Consider the following 24,196-nt stretch of genomic DNA (forward strand, 5'->3'; position numbering starts at 1 on the left):
GGGTTGCGCCGACCCTGCCGCGCGGCCGCCTCCTGCCACGTATTGTGAGAGCTCGAAGACCGTACGCAGCCGAAACCACAAGTCAATTGCGCAGTAAGTGACTGCAATTGACGGATTCGTGCGGTCTACGTGACCGGGGGACAGCGCGCTCTGGGGAGGCGTCGTGGACGACTATGCGGGTCGGGTACTTGCCGACCGCTACCGCCTTCCGCTGCCTCCGTCCGACGAGTACGAACTGGTCGAGACCCGGGCGTTCGACACCTACAGCGGCCAGGAGGTACTGGTCCGTCAGGTGCCCCTGCCGGAGGTCGTGGACGCCGAGGTGCTCGACGCGGACGGGCTGCCGACGGCGGCGCGGCGGACGAGCGGGCGCACGGTGCGGCGTTCCACCGACCCGGCGGTCCGGCGCGCCATCGAGGCCGCCCAGGCGGCGGCCCAGGTGCCCGACCACCCGCGCCTGGACCAGGTCTTCGACGTGTTCGCCGAGGCCGGCTCGCTCTGGATCGTGAGCGAACTGGTCGCGGCCCGGCCGCTGGCGGCCCTGCTCGCGGAGCACCCGCTCAATCCGTACCGGGCCGCCGAGATCGGCTCCGACGTCCTGACCGCGCTGCGCGTCCTGCACGCCCATGGCTGGACCCACCGCAACATCACCGTGCGCACGGTGCTCATCTGCGACGACGGGCGCGTCGTGCTGACCGGCCTGGCGGCCGGGGCGGCGGAGGAGGCGCTCTGCGGGTACGTCCCGGTGCCGCGCACCGACGACGACGCCGAGGACGGCTACGGCGGCCCCGCCGTCGAGACGGGGCCCACCGGCCCGTACACCCCGCCCGCGGTCGAACCGGGCAACGACGACCCGTACGGCTCGTACGGCCCCTCGGAGCCGGAGCCGGAGCCGGAGCCGGAGCCGGGCGGCGACCCGTACGGCCCGCCCGCGGCCCTGCCCGCGGCCGGACCCGAGGGCGCCGGTCCGTACGGCCCGCCCGAGGTGCCCGGTTCGCGGGGGCCCGCGGCCATAGAGTCGGGGCCCGGGGGCGCCCCGGTGCAGCCCTACGGAGCCGGCGAGCTGGAGGCCGTGCGCCGGCCGCCGCCCGCCACCGTGCCCGTCCCCGCCTCCGAGGCCGGCAGCGCTCAGACGCGCGCCGCGCGGGCAGGGGCCATCGCCGCGTACCGTGCGGGCGCCCGCGCCGCCGCCCGGCTCAGCGAGGAGGAGCGCCGGGCCGGTACGGACGGGGCGCAGGACACCGGCACGCTCCCCGTCCCCCGGCCCGCCCAGCCGCGGCCGCCCCTCGCACCGCCCGGCACCCCGGCCGCGTACGACGCCTACGACCTGGACGACGACGAGGATCCGTACGACGACGAGGGCGACGACGCGAGCGGCGGCTTCCACGGCGGTGACCTCGGCGACGACGGCGGCCAGGCGCCGCCCCGGCGGCTGCATCTGACCGGTTCCTGGGACGACGGCCCCGGCCATGGGCGCCCGGTGCCCGCCGGGGGCTCCAGCGAGGACGCCCTGCGCGCCGACTCCCGGCGCCGGAGCACCACCCCGGCCGTGCGGCCGCAGCTGCCCGCCCCCGTCCGTGGGACCACCGGGGACACCCACGAGACGTCCCCGGGCCGCTGGGACGAGATCGTCGCCGGAAGCCGCGACCCGTCCGCCTACCGCGGCCCCGCCACCACCCTCGCCGCCGAGCGGGCCCGGCAGGCCCGGATCGCCGTCGTCGGCGCGGTCACCGAGCGCTGGGCGCCCGAGCAGGCCGGGCCGGTCCACGAGAACTGGCAGCTGGCACCGCCCATCGGGCCCTCCACCGACCTCTGGGCGCTGGGTGCCCTGCTCTACCGCGCCGTGCAGGGCCACGCCCCGTATCCGGAGGAGAACGCCGCCGAGCTCGTCCAGATGGTCTGCGGCGAACCGCCCGCCTTCGCCGAGGAGTGCGGGCCGCTGCGGCCCGTCGTCGAGTCGCTGCTGCGGCAGGACCCCACCGAGCGCCCGGACTTCGAGGAACTGCGCGGCTGGCTGCGCTCCCTCGTGCGGTCGGCGCCCGAGCCGGAGGCCGGTGTCGACGTCGTGACGCTGCCCTCCGCCGACGCCACCCGGCTGCCCGTCGTGCGCCGCCGCGGCGAACTCGTCCGCAAGCGCCGCGGCCGCCGGGGCGGGGCGGCACACGGCCGGCACCGGCACACCAAGGAACGGCTGGAACCCGCGGAGCGGACCGCGCTCCAGCAGCACGAGCCCAGGAGCCCCAGGCCGCCGCGCGAGCCCAAGGGGCCGAAGGCGCTGCGCACCCCGCCCCGCCCGCAGCAGGAGGGGCGCGCACCGCGACGGCTCGGCCGGCTGCTGCTCGTCCTGATCCTGCTGGTCCTGGCCGCGGCGGTCGCGTACGCCGTGATGTTCATGCCCAAGTCCGGTACGGATTCCGGGGCCGGCGCCAGCCCTTCCCGTACCGACTCCGGAGCGCCCGAGCCCGGTTCGCCGGACTCCGGCGAACCGGCTCCGTCGAGCTCGGCCGGGGCGCAGCAGCCGCAGACCAGCCGCTCCGCCGTCGCACTCGCACCCGGCTACACCCTGCGCAAGGACGCCGAGGGCTTCGCGGTCGGGGTGCCCAAGGGCTGGCAGCGCAGCCCCGCCGGCGCGGACCGCCGGATCCGGTACGGAAGCGACGGGTTCAGCCTCCTCATCGTCCCCGGCCGCGACACCGTGAAGGCCAACGGCGCCGACCCGCTCGACTACCAGCGGGACAAGGAGCCGGAGTTGAAGCAGTTCCGCGACTCCAGCTGGGCCTCGGCGAGCGGGCTGCGCCGGATCGACGTGGGCCGGCAGGCCATGGCGGAGGGGCAGTTCACCTGGCAGGAGGCCGGTGGGCGCGAGGTCTACGTCCGCAACCTCGTGATGGTCGTCGAGGGCCGTTACCACGTTCTCCAGGTCATCGGCCCGGAGGACCAGCGCGACAAGGTGACCGAGATCTACCAACAGGCCAGCCTCTCCTACCGGGTGACGTAGCGAATCCGGACGGTCCGACAGCACCCGGGCCGGGCACGCTCCGGCAGAGCGACAAGCATCACAGTGCGATCTCGTGAGCGGTGCGAGGTTCCGTGGTCGTACCTCCCCTCCGTAACCTGGCATCCGAAGGAACGGGGCGGGGACACGTGGATCGATCGCAGAACACGGCAGCGGGACTGGTGCTGGCCGGGAGGTACCGGCTCGGCGAGGTCCTGGGACGCGGCGGCATGGGCAAGGTCTGGCGCGCCCACGACGAGGTGCTGCACCGCACCGTCGCCGTCAAGGAGCTGACCGCCGGGCTGTACGTCGCGGAGGCGGACCGGGTCGTGCTGCACGCGCGCACCCAGAAGGAGGCCCGCGCCGCCGCCCGCATCACCCATCCCGGCGTGGTCACCGTCCATGACGTGATCGAGTACGACAACCGGCCGTGGATCGTCATGCAGTACGTCGACGGACCGTCACTCGCCGACCAGGCCAAGGAGTCCGGCGAGATCGATCCGCGCGAGGCCGCCCGGATCGGGCTCCATGTGCTGGGCGCCCTGCGCGCCGCACACGGTGCCGGGGTGCTGCACCGCGATGTGAAGCCGGGCAACGTCCTGCTCGCGCGGGACGGCCGGGTGCTGCTGACCGACTTCGGGATCGCGGCGATAGAGGGCGACTCGACCATCACCAGGACCGGTGAACTGGTCGGCTCCATCGACTACCTGGCACCCGAGCGGGTCCGCGGCGGCGACCCGGGCCCCGCATCCGATCTGTGGTCGCTGGGCGCCACGCTGTACACCGCGGTCGAGGGGCGCTCGCCGTTCCGCCGCACCTCCCCGATATCCACGATGCAGGCCGTCGTCACCGAGGACCCGCCGACGCCCGCCCGGGCCGGGGCGCTCGCGCCCGTCATCACGGCGCTGCTCCGCAAGGAACCCGAGGACCGGCCCTCGGCCGAGCAGGCGGAACGGATGCTGCTGGAGGCCATGGAGGGGCGCGAGCCCCGGTCGGCCCAGGCCTACGTCCCCACCCAGCGCGTCCCCGAGGAGGTGCTGCGCTCCATGGGCGCCGACGGCACCTCCGGCGGCGGGGTGGTGAACGGCGGTACGGCCCAACTGCCCTACCCCGGTCCCGTCCCGCCCCCCGGCTCCGCGCCGGCGACCCGGCGCGGCCGGTGGCGTACGACGGTCGTGGTCATCGCGCTGGCGGCCCTGGTGGGCGGCGGAGCGGGCATCGCCGCGATGCTGTACGCGCACCGCACGGACGCGAGCACCGGCAGCGGCGGCGCGGCATCCCACGGCACCCGGTCGCCGGGGCGGGACACCACCACGCCCACGCCCACTCCCACGCCCACCCCGACTCCTTCGCCGGATGCGGCGAAGGAGGGCGTGCCGGACGGCTGGCGGCGGGTGGAGGACCCCTCCGGGTTCAGCATCCTCATGCCGATCGGCTGGGAGCGCCGGGTGGAGGGCACCAACATCGACTACACCCCGGACGACGGTGTGCACTACCTCCGCGTCAGCGTCGACCCGGCGCCCGACTTCGAGCACCCGTACACGCACATGCAGAACCTGGAGACGACCCTGCGCGAGCGGCTGCCGGACTACCGCAGCCTGGAGATGAACAGCAACGTCTACCGCGACTGCCCGGGATCCATCTGGGAGTTCACCTGGACCGAGAAGGACGGCGCCGGACCGCGGCACGCCATCGACCAGATGTACTACGCGCAGGAGGGCGGTCCGGAGTACGCGCTGTACATGACGGGGCCGGCCGACGACTGGGACGTCACCCGGGACCAGTTCAACACGATGCTGCGCAGCTGGCGCCCGCCGGCCGACGTCAGCTGACCGGCCGGCCGACTGATCCGGCGGACTGCCACAGGCGCGCCCACGCTCCACGGGCCGGGTGGTCAGGGGGAGAATCGGCGGGAGATACGCGCTGATCAGCGGTTATTCAGCCAGTGATCACTGGCTCGGTTGACGGGTGGCTGCACGGGGCTGTTGTGGGGAGTGTGAAAAGCTGTTACCCACGGGTACCCAAAGCATCCGGCTCGACGTACTCTCGCCCTCATGACGGACTCGCAGGCCTCCACGTCCCCCTCCGCCGCGGTTGTCGGTACCAACCCGGTGGCCGCCGCGCCCGCGGGCGTGCGCACGGCCGCCGATGTCGTGACCCCCGAGGTGATCGCCCGGCTGACCCGTGGTGTCGTCGGCTCCGGCCGCACGGCCAACCACACCCCCTTCACCGGCGAGAAGCTGGCCGACCTGCCCGAGTCCACCCCCGAGGACGTGGCGACCGCCTACGAGCGCGCCCGCGCCGCCCAGCCCGCCTGGGCCGCGACGTCCGTCCGGGCCAGGGCCGCCGTGCTGCTGCGCTTCCACGACCTCGTCCTCGACCGTCAGTCGGAGGTCCTCGACCTCATCCAGCTGGAGACCGGCAAGGCCCGGCTGCACGCCCACGAGGAGGTGCAGGCCGTCGCCGTCGCCGCCCGGCACTACGGCCGCAGGGCCGGCGCGTATCTGAAGCCGAAGCGGCACACCGGTGTCGTGCCGACCCTCACCAAGGTCACCGAGCTGCGCCAGCCCCGCGGGGTCGTCGGCCAGATCGCGCCGTGGAACTACCCCTTCGAGCTGTCCGTCGGTGACGCGCTGCCCGCGTTCGTCTCCGGCAACGCCGTGGTGATGAAGCCGGACACGGAGACCGCGCTGACCGCGCTGTGGGCCCGCGACCTGCTGATCGAGGCAGGGCTGCCCGCCGAGGTCTTCCAGGTTGTGCTCGGGGACGGGCCCGTCGTCGGCCCCGAGGTCGTCAAGCACGCCGACTACGTCTCGTTCACCGGCTCCACCCGCACCGGCCGCGAGGTCGCCCAGGGTGCCGCGGCCCGGCTCGTCGGCGTCTCGCTGGAGCTCGGCGGCAAGAACGCCATGCTGGTCCTGAAGGACGCCGACGTGGAGAAGGCCGCCGCCGGCGCCGTCCGCGCCTGCTTCTCCTCCGCCGGCCAGCTCTGCATCTCCATCGAGCGGCTGTACGTCCACGAGTCGGTCGCCGACGACTTCGTGGCCCGGTTCGCGGCCCGTACGAAGGCGATGCGGCTCGGCAACTCCCTCGCCTACGGCGCCGACATGGGCTCGCTCGTCGGCGAGCGGCAGCTGGAGACCGTCAGCCGCCATGTCGCGGAGGCCGTGGAGAAGGGCGCCACGCTCGTCGCCGGCGGCGTCGCCCGCCCCGACATCGGCCCGCTGTTCTACGAGCCGACCATTCTCGACGGCGTCGAGGCCCCGATGGCCGTCTGCAACGAGGAGACCTTCGGACCGGTCGTCTCGATCTACCGCTTCGGCGACGAGGACGAGGCCGTCGCCCTGGCCAACGCCACCCCGTACGGCCTCAATTCGAGCGTGTGGACCAAGGACGGCCGGCGCGGCCACCAGGTCGCCGCCCGGCTGCGGACCGGCACGGTCAACATCAACGAGGGATACGCCCCCGCGTACGGCAGCGTCCAGTCCCCGATGGGCGGCATGAAGGAATCCGGCCTCGGCCGCCGCCACGGCTCCGAGGGCATCCTCAAGTACACCGAGGCCCAGACCGTCGCCCAGCAGCGGCTGATGCCGCTCGCCCCGTCCTTCGGGATGGACGACGAGAAGTACGCGGCGTTCATGAGCCGCAGCCTGAAGGCGATGAAGGCGTTCCGCCTGCGCTGACCCCGCACCACCGCAGCATTTCTGTCCTTTCCGTACCGAGGAGAGCCATGTCCCAGGTCAGCCCTGCCCGGAATCAGCCCATGGACCCGGAAGGACCCGATGACGACGCCGCGTACGACTACGACGTCCTGATCGTCGGCTCGGGCTTCGGCGGCGCGGTCTCGGCGCTGCGGCTGTCCGAGAAGGGCTACCGGGTCGGCGTCCTGGAGGCCGGCCGCCGCTTCACCCCCGCCACGCTGCCGAAGAACTCCTGGGACCTGAAGAACTACCTCTGGGCCCCCGCCCTCGGCCTCTTCGGCATCCAGCGCGTGCACCTGCTCGGCAAGGTGATGGTGCTGGCCGGAGCGGGCGTCGGCGGCGGCTCGCTCAACTACGCCAACACGCTCTACATACCCCCGGCACCCTTCTTCGAGGACCGGCAGTGGGCGCACATCACCGACTGGCAGGACGAGCTGAAGCCGTACTACGACCAGGCCACGCGGATGCTCGGGGTCCGGCTCAACCCGACGATGACGCCCTCCGACGTCCATCTGAAGGCGACCGCCGAGGTCATGGGGGTCGGCGACACCTTCCATCTCGCCCCGGTCGGCGTGTTCTTCGGCGACGGCGAGGACGCCGACGGCACGGCGAGGGCGAAGCCCGGCGGCACCGTCGCCGACCCGTACTTCGGCGGCGCCGGACCGGCCCGCAAGGCGTGCACCGAGTGCGGCGAGTGCATGACCGGCTGCCGCCACGGTGCGAAGAACACCCTCAACGAGAACTACCTCCACCTCGCCGAGAAGGCCGGGGCGGTCATCCACCCGATGACGTCCGTCGTCGCGGTCACGGACGACCCGGAGGGCGGCTACCACGTCTCCACCGTGCCGACCGACCGCCGGAAGAAGGCGAAGCCCACCCTGCTGCGCGCACGCAAGGTGGTCGTGGCGGCAGGCACGTACGGCACGCAGACGCTGCTGCACACCATGAAGGACCGGGGACTGCTGCCCCGGATGTCCGCCCGGCTCGGCGAGCTGACCCGCACCAACTCCGAAGGCCTCGTCGGCGCGCAGACCTCCGACCGCCGCTACCGCAGGAAGCACGGCACCAAGGCCGACTTCACCCGGGGCGTCGCCATCACCTCGTCGATCCACCCCGACGAGAACACCCACATCGAACCGGTCCGCTACGGCAGGGGATCCAACGCGATGGGCGGCATGACCATCCTCCAGGTCCCCTACGGCACCCACCGGGTGCTGAGCTGGATCGGCAACATGGCCAAGCACCCGACGCTCGCCATGCGCTCGCTCTCCAACCGGCGCTGGTCGGAGCGGACCATCATCGGGCTCGTCATGCAGTCGCTGGACAACTCCCTGACCGCCTACCGCAAGCCCCGCGGCATAGGGAAGGGACTGCTCACCGCCCGGCAGGGCCACGGCGCGCCCAACCCGACGCAGATCGCCGAGGCGACGCAGAGCGCGACGCTGCTCGCCGAGGAGATCAACGGCTTCCCGGGCTCCAACATCGGCGAGCTGATGGGCACCCCGCTCACCGCGCACTTCCTCGGCGGCTGCCCGATCGGCGCGAGTGCCGAGGAGGGGGTCATCGACCCGTACCACCGGCTGTTCGGCCACCCGGGCATCTCGGTCGTCGACGGTTCCGCGGTCTCCGCCAACCTCGGCGTCAACCCGTCGCTGACGATCACCGCGCAGGCGGAGCGCGCCATGTCCTTCTGGCCCAACAAGGGCGAGCGGGACCTGCGCCCGGCCCCGGGGGAGGCGTACGAGCGGCTGGCCGCGGTCGAGCCGCGGACGCCGGCCGTCCCGAAGGAGGCGTTCGGCGCGCTGAGGCTGCCGTTCCTGGGCATGCCCACGGTGCCGCCGAAGAAGGCCACGGAGTCGGAGTAGCGACCGGACCCGGACAGCGGGCACGGGCGGCGGACCCGGACAGCAGAAGGGGCTGCACCCCCCTCCGAGTGCAGCCCCTCACGCTGTAGCCGGTGCGACCGCGCAGCGGTGACCGGTGTTCGCCATGCATGACCTGCGAGGAGTCCGGATGGTTGTCCCCTGACCCACGACATTCCGGTGTGAGGTCGATCACGTCCGGCGGTGTACCCGATTCGTGATCCGTAAGCGCGCAACCATCCCCGCACGCCCTTGGTCGTACCCATGCCGCTGTCACAGCGGTCACACAGCCACCGACGACCCAAGGGCCCGAGATGAGAAGCACGCCCCCGAGAGCAGCTCTCCGTCGCGTCACCGGAGGTTTCGCCGCAGCCGGCCTCCTGGCCGCCTGTGCTCTCGCCCTGAACGCCCCGGCGCAGGCCGCGGCCCCCGAATTCACCCTCGGCGGCCCCGCCGAGACCGCGCTGCACCCGTACCCGGCCACGGGCGCCCCGCAGAAGGCGACCCTCGGCTTCACGGTCGACAATCCGTCCTTGGACCCGGAGAACGGGACCTTCGCCGACGAGTACACCGTCCGCTTCGACCTCAGCGGGATCGCAGGCATCGCGGACGCGTCGTTCAGCAAGGAAGGCAGCGCCGACTGCCGGATCACCGGGACGACCGCTGTCTGCACCGACTGGGGCGTCTTCGCCGGCCTGAGCACCTTCGCCGACCTCGAACTCACCGCGGCCAAGGGCAGCAAGGACGGTGACGCCGGGACCATCGAGGTCACGGCCGAGGCGCAGGGAATCACCTTCCGCCCCTTCTCCGCCCACGTCGGTATCGGCGGCCCCGACCTGTCGATGAAGCGGCTCCCGTTCAGGACGAAGCTCCAGCCCGGCGACAGCCAGCCGGTGCCGGTCACCTTCACCAACAACGGCACCCGCGCGGCCGAGGGCGTGCTGCTCACCCTGCGGTACACCCGCGGCATGGCGTTCACCGAGCGGTACGAGAACTGCGAGTACAGCGAGAGCGACCTGGGCATGGGCAGCCCCGGCGCCTGGACCACCGCCCTGTGCTCCTTCGACGGCAGCTACGAGCCGGGCGCCACGTACACGCTGGTCGAGCCGCCCACCATCAAGGCCACCCCGCACGCGTTCTACGACTCCTTCCTCTACCGTGTCAACGAGGACGGCTCCGCCGCCCGCGCCGCGGAGCGGGCCGGTGCGCGGTACAGCTCCGGCAAGGGCGCCACGCTCACCCTGCGCAAGGCCCCGTCGCCGCGCTCGGCCGACCTGGAGCCGGGCGACAACCAGCAGGACGTCGACTTCCAGACCGCCAACAGCGCCGACTTCGCGGCGTACGGGGCACGGGCCGAGGGCGCCGCGGGCGCCACGGTCGAGGCGACCGTCGGATTCCGTAACCGGGGTCCGGCCTGGATCGGCTACATCCGCTCCGGCGAGGACGTCGCCACCGTGGACCTCACCGTGCCCGCGGGCGCCACGGTCGTCGGCAAGCCCGACTCCTGCCGCGGTGTGACCGCCGACGGTGACTACCGCGAGAACCAGAAGGCCGCCCCGCGCTACTTCTGCTCCACGCCGATGTCCGTGCGCGAGGACGCCGACTTCGCCCTCCCGTTCAAGCTGAAGATCGACAAGGTGGTCGCGGGGGCGTCCGGAAAGGTGACGGTCCGCAACACCCACCTGGCCGCACCCGGTCTGCCCTTCGACCCCGAGCCCGCCAACAACACCGCGTCCCTGGTGCTGAACGCCAAGGACTCGGGCGCGGCCTCGGGCGGCACCGGCTCCACCACCGGTGGAACCACCTCGGGCGGACCGGCCGCCACGGGCGGTGCCGGCGACGGCTCCACGGGCGGCGGCAGCGCGTCCGGCGGCTCCGCCGGTTCGACCGGCTCGTCCTCGGCCGGTACCACCGGCGGCGACGGGGGCGAGGGTGACACCGGGGGCGATCTGGCCTCCACCGGTTCCACGGCACTGATGACCGGGGGCGCGGCTGTCGTCGCGCTGGTTGCGGGTGGCGTCCTGTACACGGCGGCCCGCCGCCGCCGCGCGACCCGCTGACCAGGTCCCGGCCCCACGGAACGAGCGGCCGGGAAGGAACGACCGAACCGCTCCGGCCGGAACGATCGGCCGGAAGAGAGAAACGGCCGGCTCCGGGCGTCCCCGGAGCCGGCCGTTCGTGGAGAGGCCGGCGAGCGGCCTCTCCGAGTGACCGGGCTGCTGTCCCCTGCCGACCGGTCACGCACGCCGGTGTGCGGTCCCACGGCGTACATGCAGTACGCCACACACCCCGGCGGAGCCACGCGTGGTTTCTTTCCGGAGCCGCCCCTGGCTGGCACGGACACCGGGACCAACGAAGCCGTGCGGGGCACGGTCACGCGCCGTACGGGTGAGAGTCCGCCCGAACTGGGATACGCCCGTACAGCCCTGTCCGCCCTTGGGGCGCCCGACCTGCGGCGCGTCACACACGGCCGCGGCACAGCTCCAGCAGGGTCATCGCGAGGGAGGTGCCGGGCTTGCCCAGCGCGTCCCGGTACTGGCCCAGGATCTCCATCTCGCGGGAGAGGTTCACCCGGCGGCCGCCGGAGGTCATCCGGGCCTCCTGGATGACCGCGGAGACCGCCATCCGTTCCTGGACGAGGCCGATGATCCGGTCGTCGAGGGTGTCGATGCGCGTCCGGGCGTCGGCGATCAGGGACGCGGCCTCGTCGGTGTGCGCGCCGGTCACCTCGGCGGCGGTCCTGGCGGTGGTGGTGCTGCTCATGGCTGGTCTCCCTGGGGTGGGTGGGGCTCCCGAGGGCCGACCGGGCCCGGAACGCCAGAACGCCCCGGGCCTGTCGGCCCGGGGCGCCTGGAACGTTGCTTGTCAGTTGCTCAAGCAGCACGACCATGGCAGCCGGCGGGCCGGGTGCCATAGGTAAAGACGAAGGTCGTGTGCTGACGCATGGGGGACAGTATGGACCCGCCGGCGGGCCCGGGCCAACGCCGGGCCCGGATGGTGAGACGGCCGCGCGACCGCACCACCGGCTCCGGTGCGACGAGGGGTGTCCCCGGCCGCCGGTAGAATCGGAAGAACCGACCCCCTCTCCACCGCCGGAAGGCCGCCCCGTGCCAGCAGCACCCCCCGCCGCCCCCGACACCACCACCGACGTGGTCCTCGTTGTCGACTTCGGCGCCCAGTACGCCCAGCTCATCGCCCGACGGGTCCGTGAGGCCCGGGTCTACAGCGAGATCGTGCCGTCCACGATGCCGGTGGCCGAGATGCTGGCCAAGAACCCCCGGGCGATCATCCTGTCCGGCGGACCCTCGTCCGTGTACGCCGAGGGCGCGCCCTCGCTCGACCGCGCGCTGTTCGAGGCCGGGGTCCCGGTCTTCGGCATGTGCTACGGCTTCCAGCTGATGGCGACCACGCTCGGCGGCACCGTCGACGACAACGGTGCCCGCGAGTACGGCCGCACCGCGCTCACCGTCTCCAAGTCGGGCTCCACCCTCTTCGAGGGCACGCCGGACGAGCAGTCGGTGTGGATGTCGCACGGCGACGCCTGCTCCGCCGCCCCCGAGGGCTTCACCGTCACCGCGTCCACGGACGTCGTCCCGGTCGCCGCCTTCGAGAACGACGAGAAGAAGCTCTACGGCGTCCAGTACCACCCGGAGGTCCTGCACTCCACGCACGGCCAGCAGGTCCTGGAGCACTTCCTCTACCGCGGCGCGGGCATCGAGCCGAACTGGACGACGACCAACGTCGTCGAGGAGCAGATCGCCGCGATCCGCGCCCAGGTCGGCGACAAGCGCGCCATCTGCGGCCTCTCCGGCGGTGTGGACTCCGCCGTCGCCGCTGCCCTCGTGCAGAAGGCCATCGGCTCCCAGCTGACCTGCGTCTACGTCGACCACGGCCTGATGCGCAAGGGCGAGACCGAGCAGGTCGAGAAGGACTTCGTCGCCGCGACCGGTGCGAAGCTGAAGGTCGTCGACGCGGAGAAGCGCTTCCTCGACGCCCTGGCCGGTGTGTCCGACCCGGAGCAGAAGCGGAAGATCATCGGGCGCGAGTTCATCCGCGTCTTCGAGCAGGCCCAGCTGGAGATCCTCCAGGAGGACGGCCCCGAGGTCGCCTTCCTCGTGCAGGGCACGCTCTACCCGGACGTCGTCGAGTCCGGCGGCGGCACCGGCACCGCCAACATCAAGTCCCACCACAACGTGGGCGGCCTCCCCGACGACATCGAGTTCGAGCTCGTCGAGCCGCTGCGCCAGCTGTTCAAGGACGAGGTCCGGATGGTCGGCCAGGAGCTCGGCCTGCCGGAGGAGATCGTCCAGCGCCAGCCCTTCCCGGGCCCCGGCCTCGGCATCCGGATCGTCGGCGAGGTCACCAAGGAGCGGCTCGACCTGCTGCGCGAGGCCGACGCCATCGCCCGTGAGGAGCTGACCGCGGCCGGCCTGGACCGTGACATCTGGCAGTGCCCGGTGGTCCTGCTCGCGGACGTCCGCAGCGTCGGCGTCCAGGGCGACGGCCGCACCTACGGTCACCCGATCGTGCTGCGCCCGGTCTCCTCCGAGGACGCCATGACGGCGGACTGGTCGCGACTGCCGTACGAGACCCTCGCCAAGATCTCCACCCGCATCACCAACGAGGTCGCCGACGTCAACCGTGTCGTGCTCGACGTCACGAGCAAGCCGCCGGGGACGATCGAGTGGGAGTGATCCCACCCGCGCATTCCCGCCGATGCCGCCGTCCGTACCCACGGGCGGCGGCATCGCCGCGTTCCCGGCCCGAATCACAGCCCTGTGCCTCTGGTCACCTGGGGCGACCGGCGGTAACTTCCGATCCCGTACGCCTGATCCCGTACGCCCGGGAGCCCCGAGGAGTCGCCATGCCCGAGCCCACACCCGTACCCGTGGAGCAGCTCCACTTCGCCATGCCGCCCGTCCACACCTCCGTGGAGGAGGAGCGCGCCCACCGCAAGGAACGGCTGGCCGGGGCGCTGCGCCTGTTCGGCGAATACGGGTACGAGGACGGCGTCTCCGGGCACATCACGGCCCGCGACCCCGAGTTCGGTGACTGCTACTGGGTCAACCCCTTCGGCGCCCCCTTCGACGGGCTGCGCCCGGACGAACTGATCCTGGTGAACGGCGAGGGCCAGGTCGTCGAGGGGAGCCGGCACGTCAACCAGGCCGCGTTCGCCGTCCACGCCCAGGTGCACCGGGCCCGCCCGGACGTCGTCGCGGTCGCGCACACCCACTCCGTGCACGGCAGGGCGCTGGCCGCGCTGGGGGAGCTCGTCGAGCCGATCACCCAGGAGGCCTGCGCCTTCTACGAGGACCACGCGCTCTACGACGCGTACACCGGGGTCGTCGTGGACGAGGACGAGGGGCGCCGGATCGCGGCCGCGCTCGGGGCGCGCAAGGCCATCGTGCTGCGCAACCACGGGCTGCTGACCGTGGGCGACTCGGTGGACGCGGCGGCCTGGTGGTTCCTCGCGCTGGAACGGTCCTGCCAGGTCCAGCTGGCCGCGCGGGCGGCCGGGAAGCCGGTGCTGATCGAGCACCGGGACGCGGTCACCACGCGCGAACAGCTCGGCAGCGACCTGGTCGCCTGGATCAATTACCAGCCGCTCTGGCAGCGGATCTCCCGAACATTCTGACGATCCCACCCGCCCGGTGTGCCCCGATGCGGGAACCGCCCGTACCGTACGGCACAATTCGCAGCAATCACAGCCGAGTTGGGTTGATCAACGGCTGTACCGGGGCGGGAAAAAGGGGCGGGGCTCTCCGTGGCGTTGGACGAGGCAAGACAGGGCACGCACGGCGGTGGCTGTACGTGTGGCGACTGCCCGCACGGAGCGCGCCAGGGGCACCGGCGCGCGGTGGCCGCCTTCCTGGCCAAGCGGGACGAACTCGCGGCGGGCCAGGGGCTTCCCGCCGGGGTCGCCCAGTCCGCCTCCGCGACCCGGCAGTGGGTCTCGGACGAGCTGACCCAGTCCGCGCGCGCCGTCGCCGACCGGGGCCGGGAGGCCGGTGACGCCTGGCTGTACCGGGTGTGGCAGCGCACCCTGGTCATCGTCTGGGGCGCCGTCGCCGTGCTGGCCGTCGTCGAGGCCGCCACCGCCATCGGGGCCGGCTGGACCCACGCCCGTACCGCCGGGCTGATCGCCGGACTCGTCACCGCCGGCCTGCTCACCGCGGCCGCCCACATCCACCGGGCACGCGGCGGCCTGCTCGCCCCGCTGATCGGCGAGGACAACCGGCTCTCCACCTCCCGCGCGGTCGCCGCGTCCTGGGTGCTGCTCGCCGTCTTCTCCGTCCTCGTCCTGGCCCTCCAGCTCGCGGGCGCCTCCGGCCACGCGCAGCGCGACGCGCTGATCGAGGGCCTGGACCTGGCGCGCGGCGCCGGGGTCGTGACCGTACTGGCGCTGGTGTGCGCCATCGCGGTGGTCGTCCGGCGGGTGGTGAGCGTACGGGTGCTGTCCGGGCGGCTGCAGAAGCTGCGGGCGGACCGGCCGCGCGCAGCCGACCTGCTCACCGACGACTCCGGGCGCGGCGGGTTCACCGATGTGAGTTACGTGCTGGTGTCCACCGTCGCCGTGGTGTTCGCGGCCGTCCGGCTCGCCCGTCGGCCCGAGCAGCTGCCGGACCTGCCGTGGGGGCTCGCCCTGCTGGTGGCCGTGTCGGCGGCGGCCTACTTCGCCGGGAAGTACACCGAGGGCGGGCGGCCCGTGGTGCTGTCGGTGGTCCGGGCCCGCGAGGCGGGCGATCTGGACGCGCCGATCCGGACCGGCGACGACATCGAGATCCGCGGCGCGGGATTCGTGCCGCCCGGCGCCGGGACCCCGGACCGGCTGGCCCGCATGGTCGTGCGGATCGGCCCCGTCCACGTACACGTCCCGATGGTCCCGGTCACCGGCGGCTTCGCCAATCCGACCGACACCGTGCTGACCGTGCCGGTGCCGGTCGAGGTGGAGCCCGGGGTGGTCGAGGTCCAGGTGGTCACCGCGTCCGGGGCGGAGTCGAACCGCGTCGCGATCGACGTGACCGACTGACCCGGACCGCACCGCCGTGGCGACGACGCGCAGGAAAGCCGACGGAACCGCCGTGTGACCCGCACGCGCGCCGCCCTGGTACCGACGCGGAGGAACCCGACCGCACACCTGGTGAGCCGTGCGTCCGCAGCGTACGTATGGTCTGGAGAAGGATCGAACGGTCCGGCGAGGGTCGAACGGTTCTGCCGACGGACCGGGAGGTCCGGCGGCGGGGCCGCGGAAGGCGGGAGAAGCGATGCACGGGTACGGCACGAACGGGCGCGGTCTGGGTGAGGCCAGGAGCCTGGGGGAACTGGCGCGCGAGCATGCCCTGCTGCCCCTGCGGATCTTCCTCGGGGTCACCTTCATCTACGCCGCGCTCGACAAGCTGACCGACAGCGCCTTCTTCCACGCCACGGGACCGGGATCGATCGGCGAGCAGATGACCGCCGTCCGCGACTCCGCCGCGATCCCGGCCCTCGTCGACCTCGCGCTGAAGAGCCCCTCCGGATTCGGATACGCGATCGCCTTCGGTGAACTCGCCGTCGGCATCGGCACCCTGCTGGGCCTGTGGACCCGGATCGCGGCACTCGGCGGGGCGCTGATCTCGCTCAGCCTGTGGCTGACCGTCAGCTGGCAGGTCTCGCCGTACTACCTCGGCAACGACCTGATCTACCTCATGGCCTGGCTGCCGCTGCTGCTCGGCGGGGCCGCCTCGTTCTCCGCGGACGCCTTCCTCAGGACGCGGCGGCGGCGGATCCGGTAGGCGGTCCAGGTCACCACGGCGGACACCCACAACCCGCCCACCAGGAGAGGGATGAAGAATCCCCACGGAGGGTCCCAGGCGTCGGCCGCCTCCGCCGCGTACCCGGCGGCCAGCGCCAGCATCACCACACCCGCGACGGCCCGTCCGGGCCGGAACTCATGACGCAGCACGGGTGACCTCCACCTGTCCGATGCCGACTTCCAGATCGAGCGAGAGTGTCCCGGCCGGCTTCGTACCGGCGGCCGGTGCCAGGGTCCGGCGCTCGTTCTGCGAGGGGCGGACGTCCACATCACCCTGCCGCGCTTCACCCGGCCAGTTGATGTCGCCGAGACCGGCCCGCGCGTGCATCGTCACCGTGACGTCCTTCGGCACCCGCACGACGACCCGGCCCGCACCGACTTCCACACGGGTGCGCAGGGTGCCGCCCTTCGGCACCGCGACCCCGGTGAGGTCCAGGTCCGCCACCCCGGAGCCGACCTCGTAACGCGGCTGCACGGCGGCGACCGACGCCGGCCGCCATTCCTTGCGCACCCAGTGCGCGGTGATCTCGTCGGGGAGCGCGGACGCGCCCGCCAGCAGGAGCGCCGTGATCACCGCGAGCAGCAGCGTGCCGAAACCGGTCCGGCCGACGAAGGAACTGACCAGCAGCCCGACGCCGAACACCGCGAGTGCGGCGGTCAGACCGGTCTGCAGGCTGGTGCCGAACGGCTGGGAGTCCCAGTGCAGCCGCGTGCCCAGAAAGCCCGCCAGCACCGCGAGCAGGAAGACCGCACCGGCGATCGACGCCGGCTCCTCCCTCACGCACGACCGCTCCGGTCCGCGGCGCGGGGCATCGGCCGCCGCCCGGCGCGCGTCCCGCGCCCGGCCGTCCAGCACGGCGTCCTGCGGCCCCCACAGATAGTCCGCTCCGGCCTGCCCCGCCGCCCCGTCCTTGACGATCGGATCGCGCCACCAGGACGGCGCGGACGGCGTCGGCGGCGCCTTCACCTCGGGCGGCGCGTCCGACACCGCCCGCTCGGCCGCAGGATGCGTCCGCTCCTGCGGATCGGCCGTCCTGCGGTGCTGCGTCCAGACGGTGAAGCCGATGACCGCGAGCGCGAGCATCGCGGAGAACGCCAGCGTGCCGCTGTTGCCGAGCATGGACAGGAACAGACCGCAGCCGATCAGCGCGCACAGCACCGCGATCAGCGACGACCCCTCGACCCGGCCCGACAGCAGCCGGCGGGCCTCGTTCTCCTCCTCGCCCTCCAGCGGGATCAGCAGCCACGCGAAGCCGTAGAAGATCAGCCCGAGGCCACCGGTCACGGACAGCACTCCGAGCACGATCCGGAAGATCACCGGATCGACGTTGCAGTACCGGCCGAGTCCCCCGCACACCCCGGCCACCACCTTCTGCCGCGAGCTGCGGCGCAGCTGCGGTACGGGCCCGGGGGGCGGTACGACGCCGGGCGGCGCATCCTGGGGAACGGTCATGGCTCCATGGTGACGGGCGCCGGCGCCTTCCGGCACCCGCCCCGACCCTGGCCGGTCCCTGATATTGGGCCGGCCGACCCTGAGGGGACCCGCGCGGCCGTCCGCCGGTCTCAGGGTCGAAGTGGGGGCCGACCCTGATGCCATCGCCCGTACGGACGTGTGACGATCGGGTCATGCCAGCCGCCTCGCCCCGAGCCGCAAGCTCCCTCGCCCCCGACCCGGAGGAGCCGACCCAGCGCAAGCTGTACCGCAGCGCCGACGGGCGGCTGCTCGGCGGCGTCGCACGCGGGCTCGCCGGTCACCTCGGGCTGCCGGTCGCCTGGGTCCGCTTCGTCTTCCTCGGGCTCTTCTTCTCGGACGGCCTCGGCGCGCTCCTGTACGCCGTGTTCTGGATCGTCGTCCCGCTCGGCGTCGGCGGCGTGGACGGCCCGCGCTCCGTCTTCGAGACCGCCCCCGACGGCACCCGCAAGCTCCGCAAACCCGACAAGGGCCAGGTCTTCGCCCTCATCGGACTGCTCATCGGGGCCCTGATCTTCGTCGGCAACGTCGACATGGGCAGCAAGGCCGACCGCTACATCTGGCCCACCCTGCTGATCGGCGCCGGTTCCGTCCTGGTGTGGCGCCAGGCCGACAACGCCCGTCGCGCCCGCTGGATGGAGGTCGGCAGCCGCCGCCGGGTCCTGAACCTGGCCCGGGGCCTGGCCGGAGTCGCCCTCGTCGGCCTCGGCCTCGCCGGATTCATGGTCGTCCGCGGCTCCGCCGCCCAGCTCGGCAACGTCCTGACCGCGGCCATCGCCGTGCTCACCGGCATCGCCCTGCTGGCCGGTCCCTGGCTCGTCCGCATGACCCAGGACCTCTCCGAGGAACGCCTGATGCGCATCAGGGCCCAGGAACGCGCCGAGGTCGCCGCCCACGTCCACGACTCGGTGCTGCACACCCTCACCCTGATCCAGCGCAACGCCGAGGACGCGGGCGAGGTCCGCAGACTGGCCCGCGCCCAGGAACGCGAGCTGCGCAACTGGCTGTACAACCCCGAGGGCACCGGCAAGGACGAGGACGACGAGCCCGAGACCCTTGCCGAGGCCGTCAAACGCGCCGCGGCCGAGGTCGAGGACAAGCACGGCGTCCCGCTGGAGGTCGTCGTCGTCGGTGACTGCCCGCTCGACGAGAAGCTGACCGCACAGATGCAGGCCGCGCGCGAGGCGATGGTCAACGCCGCCAAGTACGGTGGCGAGGGCGGCGCCGTCCAGGTCTTCGCTGAGGTCGAGGGCCGCACGGTCTTCGTCTCGGTCCGCGACCGGGGCCCCGGTTTCGACCTGGATTCCGTACCGGGGGACAGAATGGGCGTACGAGAGTCAATCATCGGCCGGATGCAGCGCAACGGCGGTACCGCCCGGCTGCGTTCGGTGCCCGGCGGGGGCACGGAAGTCGAGCTGGAGATGGAGAGGACGAGCGATGAACGGGACCACTGAGGCGACCGGGGGCCACGAGGGCCCGGAGCGCCGGGTACGAGTCGTGCTCGTCGACGACCACCGGATGTTCCGCACCGGAGTACAGGCCGAGATCGGCCGCACCGAGGAGACCGGCGTCGAGGTCGTCGGCGAGGCGGCCGACGTCGACCAGGCCGTCACCGTCATCACGGCGACCCGCCCCGAGGTCGTCCTGCTCGACGTCCACCTCCCCGGCGGCGGCGGCGTCGAGGTGCTGCGCCGCTGCGCCCCCTTCATGGGCGCGGTGGAGAACCCGGTGCGCTTCCTGGCGCTGTCCGTCTCGGACGCCGCCGAGGACGTCATCGGCGTGATCCGCGGCGGCGCCCGCGGTTATGTCACCAAGACCATCACCGGCGCCGACCTGGTCGACTCGGTCTTCCGGGTCCAGGACGGCGACGCGGTGTTCTCGCCCCGGCTGGCCGGCTTCGTCCTGGACGCCTTCGCCTCGACGGACGCGCCGCCGGTCGACGAGGACCTCGACCGGCTGACCCAGCGCGAGCGCGAGGTGTTGCGGCTGATCGCCCGGGGCTACGCGTACAAGGAGATCGCCAAGCAGCTGTTCATCTCGGTGAAGACGGTCGAGTCGCACGTCTCGGCGGTGCTGCGCAAGCTCCAGCTCTCCAATCGGCACGAGCTGACGCGGTGGGCGACGGCGCGTCGGCTGGTCTGAGTCAGACGCCTTCGCGTTCGGGGTCGAGCGAGATGTTCAGCTTCTCGCCGATCCGGCGGTAGCCGATGGCCGCGTAGATCCGTTCGACATCGGCGTCGCCCGGCTCCAGCCACACCACCCGGCAGCCCCGCGCGAACGCGGTCTCCGTGAGGTGGGCGGAGAGGGACGCCCCGATACCGCGGCGGCGGAAGTCCGCCGAGACCGCGAGCCCGGCCAGCTCGCTCAGGCCGTCGACCGGGACCGAGCAGCCGCCCGCGCCGGCAGGCGTGCCGTCGAGGGTCGCGAGGGCGGCGACCCCGCCGTCCGCCGCGGCGGTGCGCAGCCACTGGGCCGTACCGGCCTCCGGTTCGCCCGTCCCGCCGTAGCCCAGGTGCTGGACGAGGGCCGCGGCGTCGAACTCCGCGTCCGTGGCGGGCTCCGCCATCACCAGGCCGTCCACCGGCTTGGGCGGCAGCAGCCCGGCGGGGTCGCAGCCCAGCAGCGGGGCGCGGTTCTCCACCGTGAACCCGGCTTCCAGCAGCGCCGGTTCGACGGCCGGTGCCCACGTGGGCAGGAACTCCAGACGCGGCATCCGGTCCAGCTCCCGGAAGGCCGCGACCAGCGCGTCGAGTTCGGCGGGCGTCGGCTCCGCGCCCTGGTCGGGCAGGGCGTAGTTGGCGTACTTCAGGGACCAGTTCGGGTTGTACCGGATGACGAACGGGCCGACCCGGACGTGGTCCGGGGAGCGCAGCGTGAGCGTACGGGCATGGTTCTGGACGTCGACGTCCATGGGCATGTGCGGGTGTCCTCAAGGCCGTTGCGGTCGAAAGCCGGGATCCTACGCCCTGTACACCAGGGGGAGCGGACGAGGGCTTCGGTGGCCGTGGCTCTCATGCCACCCGGGTCGCTCCGGCGAAGGGCATCTGGTCGATCGGCGCGATGCGGACCGGCGCCCCCGGGCGCGGGGCGTGGATCATCCGGCCGTTGCCGATGTACAGGCCGACGTGGCTGATGCCCGAGTAGAAGAACACCAGGTCACCGGGGGCGAGTTCGGAGCGCGAGACGCGCCGGCCGGCGTCGATCTGGGTGTACGTGGTCCGGGGGAGCGAGACACCCGCGGAGCGGTAGGCGGCCTGGGTGAGGCCGGAGCAGTCGAACGAGGAGGGGCCGGTTGCGCCCCAGACGTAGGGCTTGCCCAGGGCGGTGTACGCGAAGGCGACCGCTTCGGCGGCGCGGGCGTTGGGCGCCTGAGCGGTGCCGCGCGGGGCGCTGCGGTCGGCGTGGGTGCTGCCTCGGCCGCTCTCGGAGGCGTCGTAGGAGGCGCGCTCGGCGGGGGAGAGGCGGGCCAGCAGCTGCCGGGCCTCGGCGAGTCTGGCGCGGACCGTCGCCTTGTGCTCCTTCAGGGCCGCCTGGCGGGCGGCGAGCTCGGTCAGCTGCCGGGCGGCCTCGGCGCGGACCTGCGCCACGTCCGCGACCTGGCGCCGCACGCTGCGGACCTCGGTGGCACGCCGCTCGCCGGCCCGGTCCACGTACGAGGCGCGCTGGAGGTACTGGTCGGGGTCCGAGGAGAGCAGCAGCTGCACGGCGGGGTCGATGCCGCCGGAGCGGTACTGCGCGGCGGCGTACGAACCCAGCGCGTCGCGTGCGGTGTTGAGCCGCTCGGTCCTGCGGGCTGCCTCGTCGCGCAGGTCGTCCACGGACCTGGCGGTGGCGGCAGCCTTCTCCCTGGCGCCGTTGTACTGCTCGGTGGCCACCTCCGCCTCCCGGTACAGCCGGTCCACCTCGGCCCTGACCTGGGCGGGGGTCGGCGCCGGATCGGCGTGCGCGGATCCCGGCAACGCGGCAGCGGTCGCAGCCCCGGCGAAGGCGAGCGTCGCCGCTGTGCGGGCAGCAGAGCCGGTGTACGGGCGCTGCTTGGGTTTCCGGTGCGCTGCCACGAGGGCGGGCGTCCTTCCTGTCGACGGCCCGCCGGGGTCTACCGACGGGCCCGCCCGGCCCCGGCGAGGGGCCGCCAACAGGGGGAGCGGCCCGCCGCCGGGACCTCGGCGGGGTGACCGGGAACGCCGTCCGGGTGCGGATCGGAGCTGTGCCGGCCACCTGGGAAGGGACGCTAAACCCGGGACACGGGAAAGGGTTGTAATGACGGTTATTGTCTTAATTTGGCGTTGCGTTGCCACCGTACGATCGGAAAAATTGCACCAGAGTCAGGCAATTGGTGCATCACGCGGTCAAGTGGCCACTAAGCCTCACCCGGCTGCGGAGTGCTGATATGGCCGGGGCTAGGCTGCGGAGCCATGCGTGTACTCATCGATGTCTTCGTCGCCCTGCACATCATCGGCATCGCCTCCCTGCTGGGCGGTTTCCTGACCCAGATGAAGGCGATGAGTGCGGGCACGGCGCGGTTCGTCCCGGCCATGCTGCACGGCGCGCTGACGATGCTGGTCACCGGAATCGCGCTGGTCGGGCTCGACCAGGCCGACGACCACCCCGTGAACAACGTCAAGATCGGCATCAAGCTGCTGATCCTGGTCGTGATCCTCGGGCTCGTCTACGTCAAGCGCGACGAGGAGAAGGTCGACAAGGGCCTCTTCGCCGCGGTCGGCGGACTGACGATCGTCAACATCTTCATCGCCACGCTCTGGACCTGAGCCGTCGAAAACGCCGCTGCCCGGACCCCGTGGGTCCGGGCAGCGGCGTTTTCGCGACGCGGGAGGGGAGGTCAGCCCGGTCGCACGCTCCCGTAGATCGGCATGTAGAAGATCGACTCCTCACGCACGTTCGCCCCCGGCTTCGGCGCGTGGATCATCATGCCGTCGCCCTTGTAGATGCCGACGTGGCTGATGTCGTCGTAGAAGAAGACCAGGTCACCCGGTTGCAGATCCGCCGTGGCGATCCTGGTGCCGACGTTCACCTGGTCCCACGTGGTCCGCGGAATGTCGACGCCCGCCGCCTTCCAGGCCGCCTGGGTGAGTCCCGAGCAGTCGTACGAGGCCGGGCCGGTCGCCCCCCAGACGTACGGCTTGCCGAGCTGCGCCCTGGCGAACGCCATGACCTTCTCGGCCTTCGTCGAGGCGTCCGCGTCCGAGCCCGAACCGGTGCCCGTCCCGCTCCCCGTCCCGCTCCCCGTGTCCGCACCGCTTCCGGTGCCGGCCTCCTTGGCGGCCTCCTCGGCCTTGCGGTCGGCCTCGGCCTTCGCGGCTGCCTGCTTCTTCGCCAGTGCCTCGGCCTTGCGCTTGGCCTCGGCCTCCTTCTTGCGCTCCAGCTCCGCCAGACGCGCCTTCTCCTCGGCGGTCAGCTTCGACAGCAGGCTGCGGGCCTCGGACAGCTTCGTCTGGACGTTCTGCTTGCTGGTGCGCAGCGTCGCCTGCGACTCGGTGAGCGTCTCCAGGCCCGCCACGGCCTCGGCCCGCTGCTTGGACGCCTTCGCCTGCTGCGTACGGAAGTCCGACACCGCCTGCGTCTGGCGCGCGGTCATCCGGTCCATGAGGTGGGACTGGTCGAAGAACGACTGCGGGTCGTCGGCCAGGAAGAAGGTGGCCGTCGGGGCGAGGGCGCCGCTGCGGTACTGGTCGGCGGCGTAGACGCCCAGTGTCCTGCGGGCCTCGTTCAGCTTCTCGGTGCGCCGGGCGACGTCGTCCAGCAGCGTGTCCACCTTGGTGCGCTGCTTGCCCGTCGCCTCCTTCGCCTGGTTGTACTGCTGGGTCGCGGTGCCCGCCTGCCGGTAGAGGTCGTCGACCTTCTTCTGTACGTCCTCGATGCTGGGCTTGGGAGCCGGGGCGGCGAGTGCGCTCTGCGTGGACAGCAGGGTCACCGACGCGAGCGCGGCCGTCGTGATCCCGACGGCCGGGCCGGTGTTGCGCACACGGGTGCGCGGTTTGCGATGCGACGCCAAGGCCGGCATCTCCTTCCGTGGACCGCCTACCGGGTTAGCTGTCGGGTTCGGGCGGAACGGAAGGCTGCCCTACGGTCCTGGTGGGGGTTGCGGACCGATTCACCCCGGTGCTGCGTGTGGGTCCCCGGTTCCGGACTCCTTGTACGGCAGCCCGGATTCGGCGTGGAAGCCCGCTCGGCGTGGATCGCCTCTGGGGGTACGGGCCGCCCGAACGAGCACGCTAGCCAACTCATGGTGTCGCTGTGAAGGTTGATGTTCGATATGCCCGATACATTTTCGTGACCTCGACGCGGGGGAGTGCTGCGGGGCAGGTGGGGCCCGTGATCGCCCCACGCAGTGCGGTCCCCCGCTCGCTCTGC

The 24,196-nt window shown here is 72.6% G+C and carries 17 protein-coding genes and 1 riboswitch; of the genes, 12 read left to right on the forward strand and 5 right to left on the reverse strand.

All coding sequences use genetic code 11. The features are described from left to right. The first annotated feature begins 163 nt into the window (after positions 1-163). From ACGFZA_RS01670 to ACGFZA_RS01690, 5 genes are all read left to right on the forward strand, one after another. On the forward strand, positions 164-2,998 hold the full coding sequence (locus tag ACGFZA_RS01670) for a protein kinase (RefSeq protein WP_393676428.1): 2,835 nt from the start codon (positions 164-166) through the stop codon (positions 2,996-2,998). Positions 2,999-3,144: 146 nt separating this feature from the next. Beyond that, positions 3,145-4,827 carry a serine/threonine-protein kinase gene (locus ACGFZA_RS01675; RefSeq protein ID WP_393676430.1) on the forward strand — a complete coding sequence of 561 codons (1,683 nt, stop codon included), beginning with the start codon at positions 3,145-3,147 and terminating at the stop codon, positions 4,825-4,827. Positions 4,828-5,049: 222 nt separating this feature from the next. After that, positions 5,050-6,678: a succinic semialdehyde dehydrogenase gene (locus ACGFZA_RS01680; RefSeq protein WP_393676432.1), complete on the forward strand. Its 1,629-nt coding sequence runs from the start codon at positions 5,050-5,052 to the stop codon at positions 6,676-6,678. Positions 6,679-6,725: 47 nt separating this feature from the next. Then, a complete protein-coding gene (locus ACGFZA_RS01685) occupies positions 6,726-8,561 on the forward strand; it encodes a GMC oxidoreductase (protein WP_385284270.1) in 1,836 nt (611 codons plus the stop codon). Positions 8,562-8,872: 311 nt separating this feature from the next. Further along, on the forward strand, positions 8,873-10,618 hold the full coding sequence (locus tag ACGFZA_RS01690) for a peptidase (RefSeq protein ID WP_393676434.1): 1,746 nt from the start codon (positions 8,873-8,875) through the stop codon (positions 10,616-10,618). Positions 10,619-11,018: 400 nt separating this feature from the next. Here ACGFZA_RS01690 and ACGFZA_RS01695 read toward each other — a convergent pair whose 3' ends face one another. Then, positions 11,019-11,321, reverse strand: coding sequence for a chorismate mutase (locus tag ACGFZA_RS01695; RefSeq protein WP_385284276.1), 303 nt, complete (start codon positions 11,319-11,321; stop codon positions 11,019-11,021). Between the two features lie 344 nt (positions 11,322-11,665). On the opposite strand from ACGFZA_RS01695, the gene guaA reads away from it, so the two are divergent. The 4 genes from guaA (at position 11,666) to ACGFZA_RS01715 (ending at position 16,333) form a co-directional block, all read left to right on the forward strand. Continuing rightward, complete coding sequence (gene guaA, locus ACGFZA_RS01700) at positions 11,666-13,252, forward strand: glutamine-hydrolyzing GMP synthase (protein WP_385284279.1); 1,587 nt, start codon at positions 11,666-11,668, stop codon at positions 13,250-13,252. Positions 13,253-13,422: 170 nt separating this feature from the next. Further along, on the forward strand, positions 13,423-14,193 hold the full coding sequence (locus tag ACGFZA_RS01705) for a class II aldolase/adducin family protein (RefSeq protein WP_385284282.1): 771 nt from the start codon (positions 13,423-13,425) through the stop codon (positions 14,191-14,193). Positions 14,194-14,322: 129 nt separating this feature from the next. Next, the gene (locus ACGFZA_RS01710) at positions 14,323-15,588 is read left to right on the forward strand and encodes a hypothetical protein (protein ID WP_393676437.1); all 1,266 of its coding nucleotides are present in this window, start codon (positions 14,323-14,325) and stop codon (positions 15,586-15,588) included. Between the two features lie 235 nt (positions 15,589-15,823). After that, the gene (locus tag ACGFZA_RS01715) at positions 15,824-16,333 is read left to right on the forward strand and encodes a DoxX family protein (RefSeq protein WP_385284288.1); all 510 of its coding nucleotides are present in this window, start codon (positions 15,824-15,826) and stop codon (positions 16,331-16,333) included. 156 nt (positions 16,334-16,489) lie between these two features. Here ACGFZA_RS01715 and ACGFZA_RS01720 read toward each other — a convergent pair whose 3' ends face one another. Further along, complete coding sequence (locus ACGFZA_RS01720; RefSeq protein WP_393676439.1) at positions 16,490-17,806, reverse strand: PspC domain-containing protein; 1,317 nt, start codon at positions 17,804-17,806, stop codon at positions 16,490-16,492. A 173-nt stretch (positions 17,807-17,979) separates the two neighbouring features. On the opposite strand from ACGFZA_RS01720, the gene ACGFZA_RS01725 reads away from it, so the two are divergent. Further along, the gene (locus ACGFZA_RS01725) at positions 17,980-19,278 is read left to right on the forward strand and encodes a PspC domain-containing protein (RefSeq protein WP_393676441.1); all 1,299 of its coding nucleotides are present in this window, start codon (positions 17,980-17,982) and stop codon (positions 19,276-19,278) included. Further along, complete coding sequence (locus ACGFZA_RS01730) at positions 19,262-19,966, forward strand: response regulator transcription factor (RefSeq protein WP_136327611.1); 705 nt, start codon at positions 19,262-19,264, stop codon at positions 19,964-19,966. Before ACGFZA_RS01725 ends, ACGFZA_RS01730 begins: the two co-directional genes overlap by 17 nt. 1 nt (position 19,967) lies before the next feature. Here ACGFZA_RS01730 and ACGFZA_RS01735 read toward each other — a convergent pair whose 3' ends face one another. Both ACGFZA_RS01735 and ACGFZA_RS01740 read right to left on the reverse strand, forming a co-directional pair. Continuing rightward, positions 19,968-20,741, reverse strand: a complete 774-nt coding sequence (locus ACGFZA_RS01735; RefSeq protein WP_393676444.1) for a GNAT family N-acetyltransferase — start codon at positions 20,739-20,741, stop codon at positions 19,968-19,970. Positions 20,742-20,835: 94 nt separating this feature from the next. Beyond that, positions 20,836-21,882: an NlpC/P60 family protein gene (locus tag ACGFZA_RS01740; protein WP_393676446.1), complete on the reverse strand. Its 1,047-nt coding sequence runs from the start codon at positions 21,880-21,882 to the stop codon at positions 20,836-20,838. Positions 21,883-22,239: 357 nt separating this feature from the next. Here ACGFZA_RS01740 and ACGFZA_RS01745 point away from each other — a divergent pair, with 357 nt between their 5' ends. Then, the gene (locus ACGFZA_RS01745) at positions 22,240-22,593 is read left to right on the forward strand and encodes a hypothetical protein (RefSeq protein ID WP_326738185.1); all 354 of its coding nucleotides are present in this window, start codon (positions 22,240-22,242) and stop codon (positions 22,591-22,593) included. Between the two features lie 71 nt (positions 22,594-22,664). On the opposite strand, the gene ACGFZA_RS01750 is transcribed toward ACGFZA_RS01745, so the two are convergent. After that, on the reverse strand, positions 22,665-23,846 hold the full coding sequence (locus ACGFZA_RS01750; protein ID WP_385284897.1) for an NlpC/P60 family protein: 1,182 nt from the start codon (positions 23,844-23,846) through the stop codon (positions 22,665-22,667). After that, positions 23,845-24,010, reverse strand: a riboswitch (cyclic di-AMP (ydaO/yuaA leader). (Overlaps the previous gene by 2 nt.) Positions 24,011-24,196 lie beyond the last annotated feature (186 nt).

The organism is Streptomyces sp. NPDC048211, from assembly GCF_043202315.1.
Lineage (GTDB): Bacteria > Actinomycetota > Actinomycetes > Streptomycetales > Streptomycetaceae > Streptomyces.

Coding starts and splice junctions, on each gene's coding strand:
- ACGFZA_RS01690 (WP_393676434.1), top strand. CDS start 8,873: ATGAGAAGCACGCCCCCGAGAGCAGCTCTCCGTCGCGTCACCGGAGGT.
- ACGFZA_RS01725 (WP_393676441.1), top strand. CDS start 17,980: ATGCCAGCCGCCTCGCCCCGAGCCGCAAGCTCCCTCGCCCCCGACCCG.
- ACGFZA_RS01705 (WP_385284282.1), top strand. CDS start 13,423: ATGCCCGAGCCCACACCCGTACCCGTGGAGCAGCTCCACTTCGCCATG.
- ACGFZA_RS01720 (WP_393676439.1), bottom strand. CDS start 17,806: ATGACCGTTCCCCAGGATGCGCCGCCCGGCGTCGTACCGCCCCCCGGG.
- ACGFZA_RS01745 (WP_326738185.1), top strand. CDS start 22,240: ATGCGTGTACTCATCGATGTCTTCGTCGCCCTGCACATCATCGGCATC.
- ACGFZA_RS01735 (WP_393676444.1), bottom strand. CDS start 20,741: ATGCCCATGGACGTCGACGTCCAGAACCATGCCCGTACGCTCACGCTG.
- ACGFZA_RS01750 (WP_385284897.1), bottom strand. CDS start 23,846: ATGCCGGCCTTGGCGTCGCATCGCAAACCGCGCACCCGTGTGCGCAAC.
- ACGFZA_RS01730 (WP_136327611.1), top strand. CDS start 19,262: ATGAACGGGACCACTGAGGCGACCGGGGGCCACGAGGGCCCGGAGCGC.
- ACGFZA_RS01715 (WP_385284288.1), top strand. CDS start 15,824: ATGCACGGGTACGGCACGAACGGGCGCGGTCTGGGTGAGGCCAGGAGC.
- ACGFZA_RS01680 (WP_393676432.1), top strand. CDS start 5,050: ATGACGGACTCGCAGGCCTCCACGTCCCCCTCCGCCGCGGTTGTCGGT.
- ACGFZA_RS01685 (WP_385284270.1), top strand. CDS start 6,726: ATGTCCCAGGTCAGCCCTGCCCGGAATCAGCCCATGGACCCGGAAGGA.
- ACGFZA_RS01695 (WP_385284276.1), bottom strand. CDS start 11,321: ATGAGCAGCACCACCACCGCCAGGACCGCCGCCGAGGTGACCGGCGCG.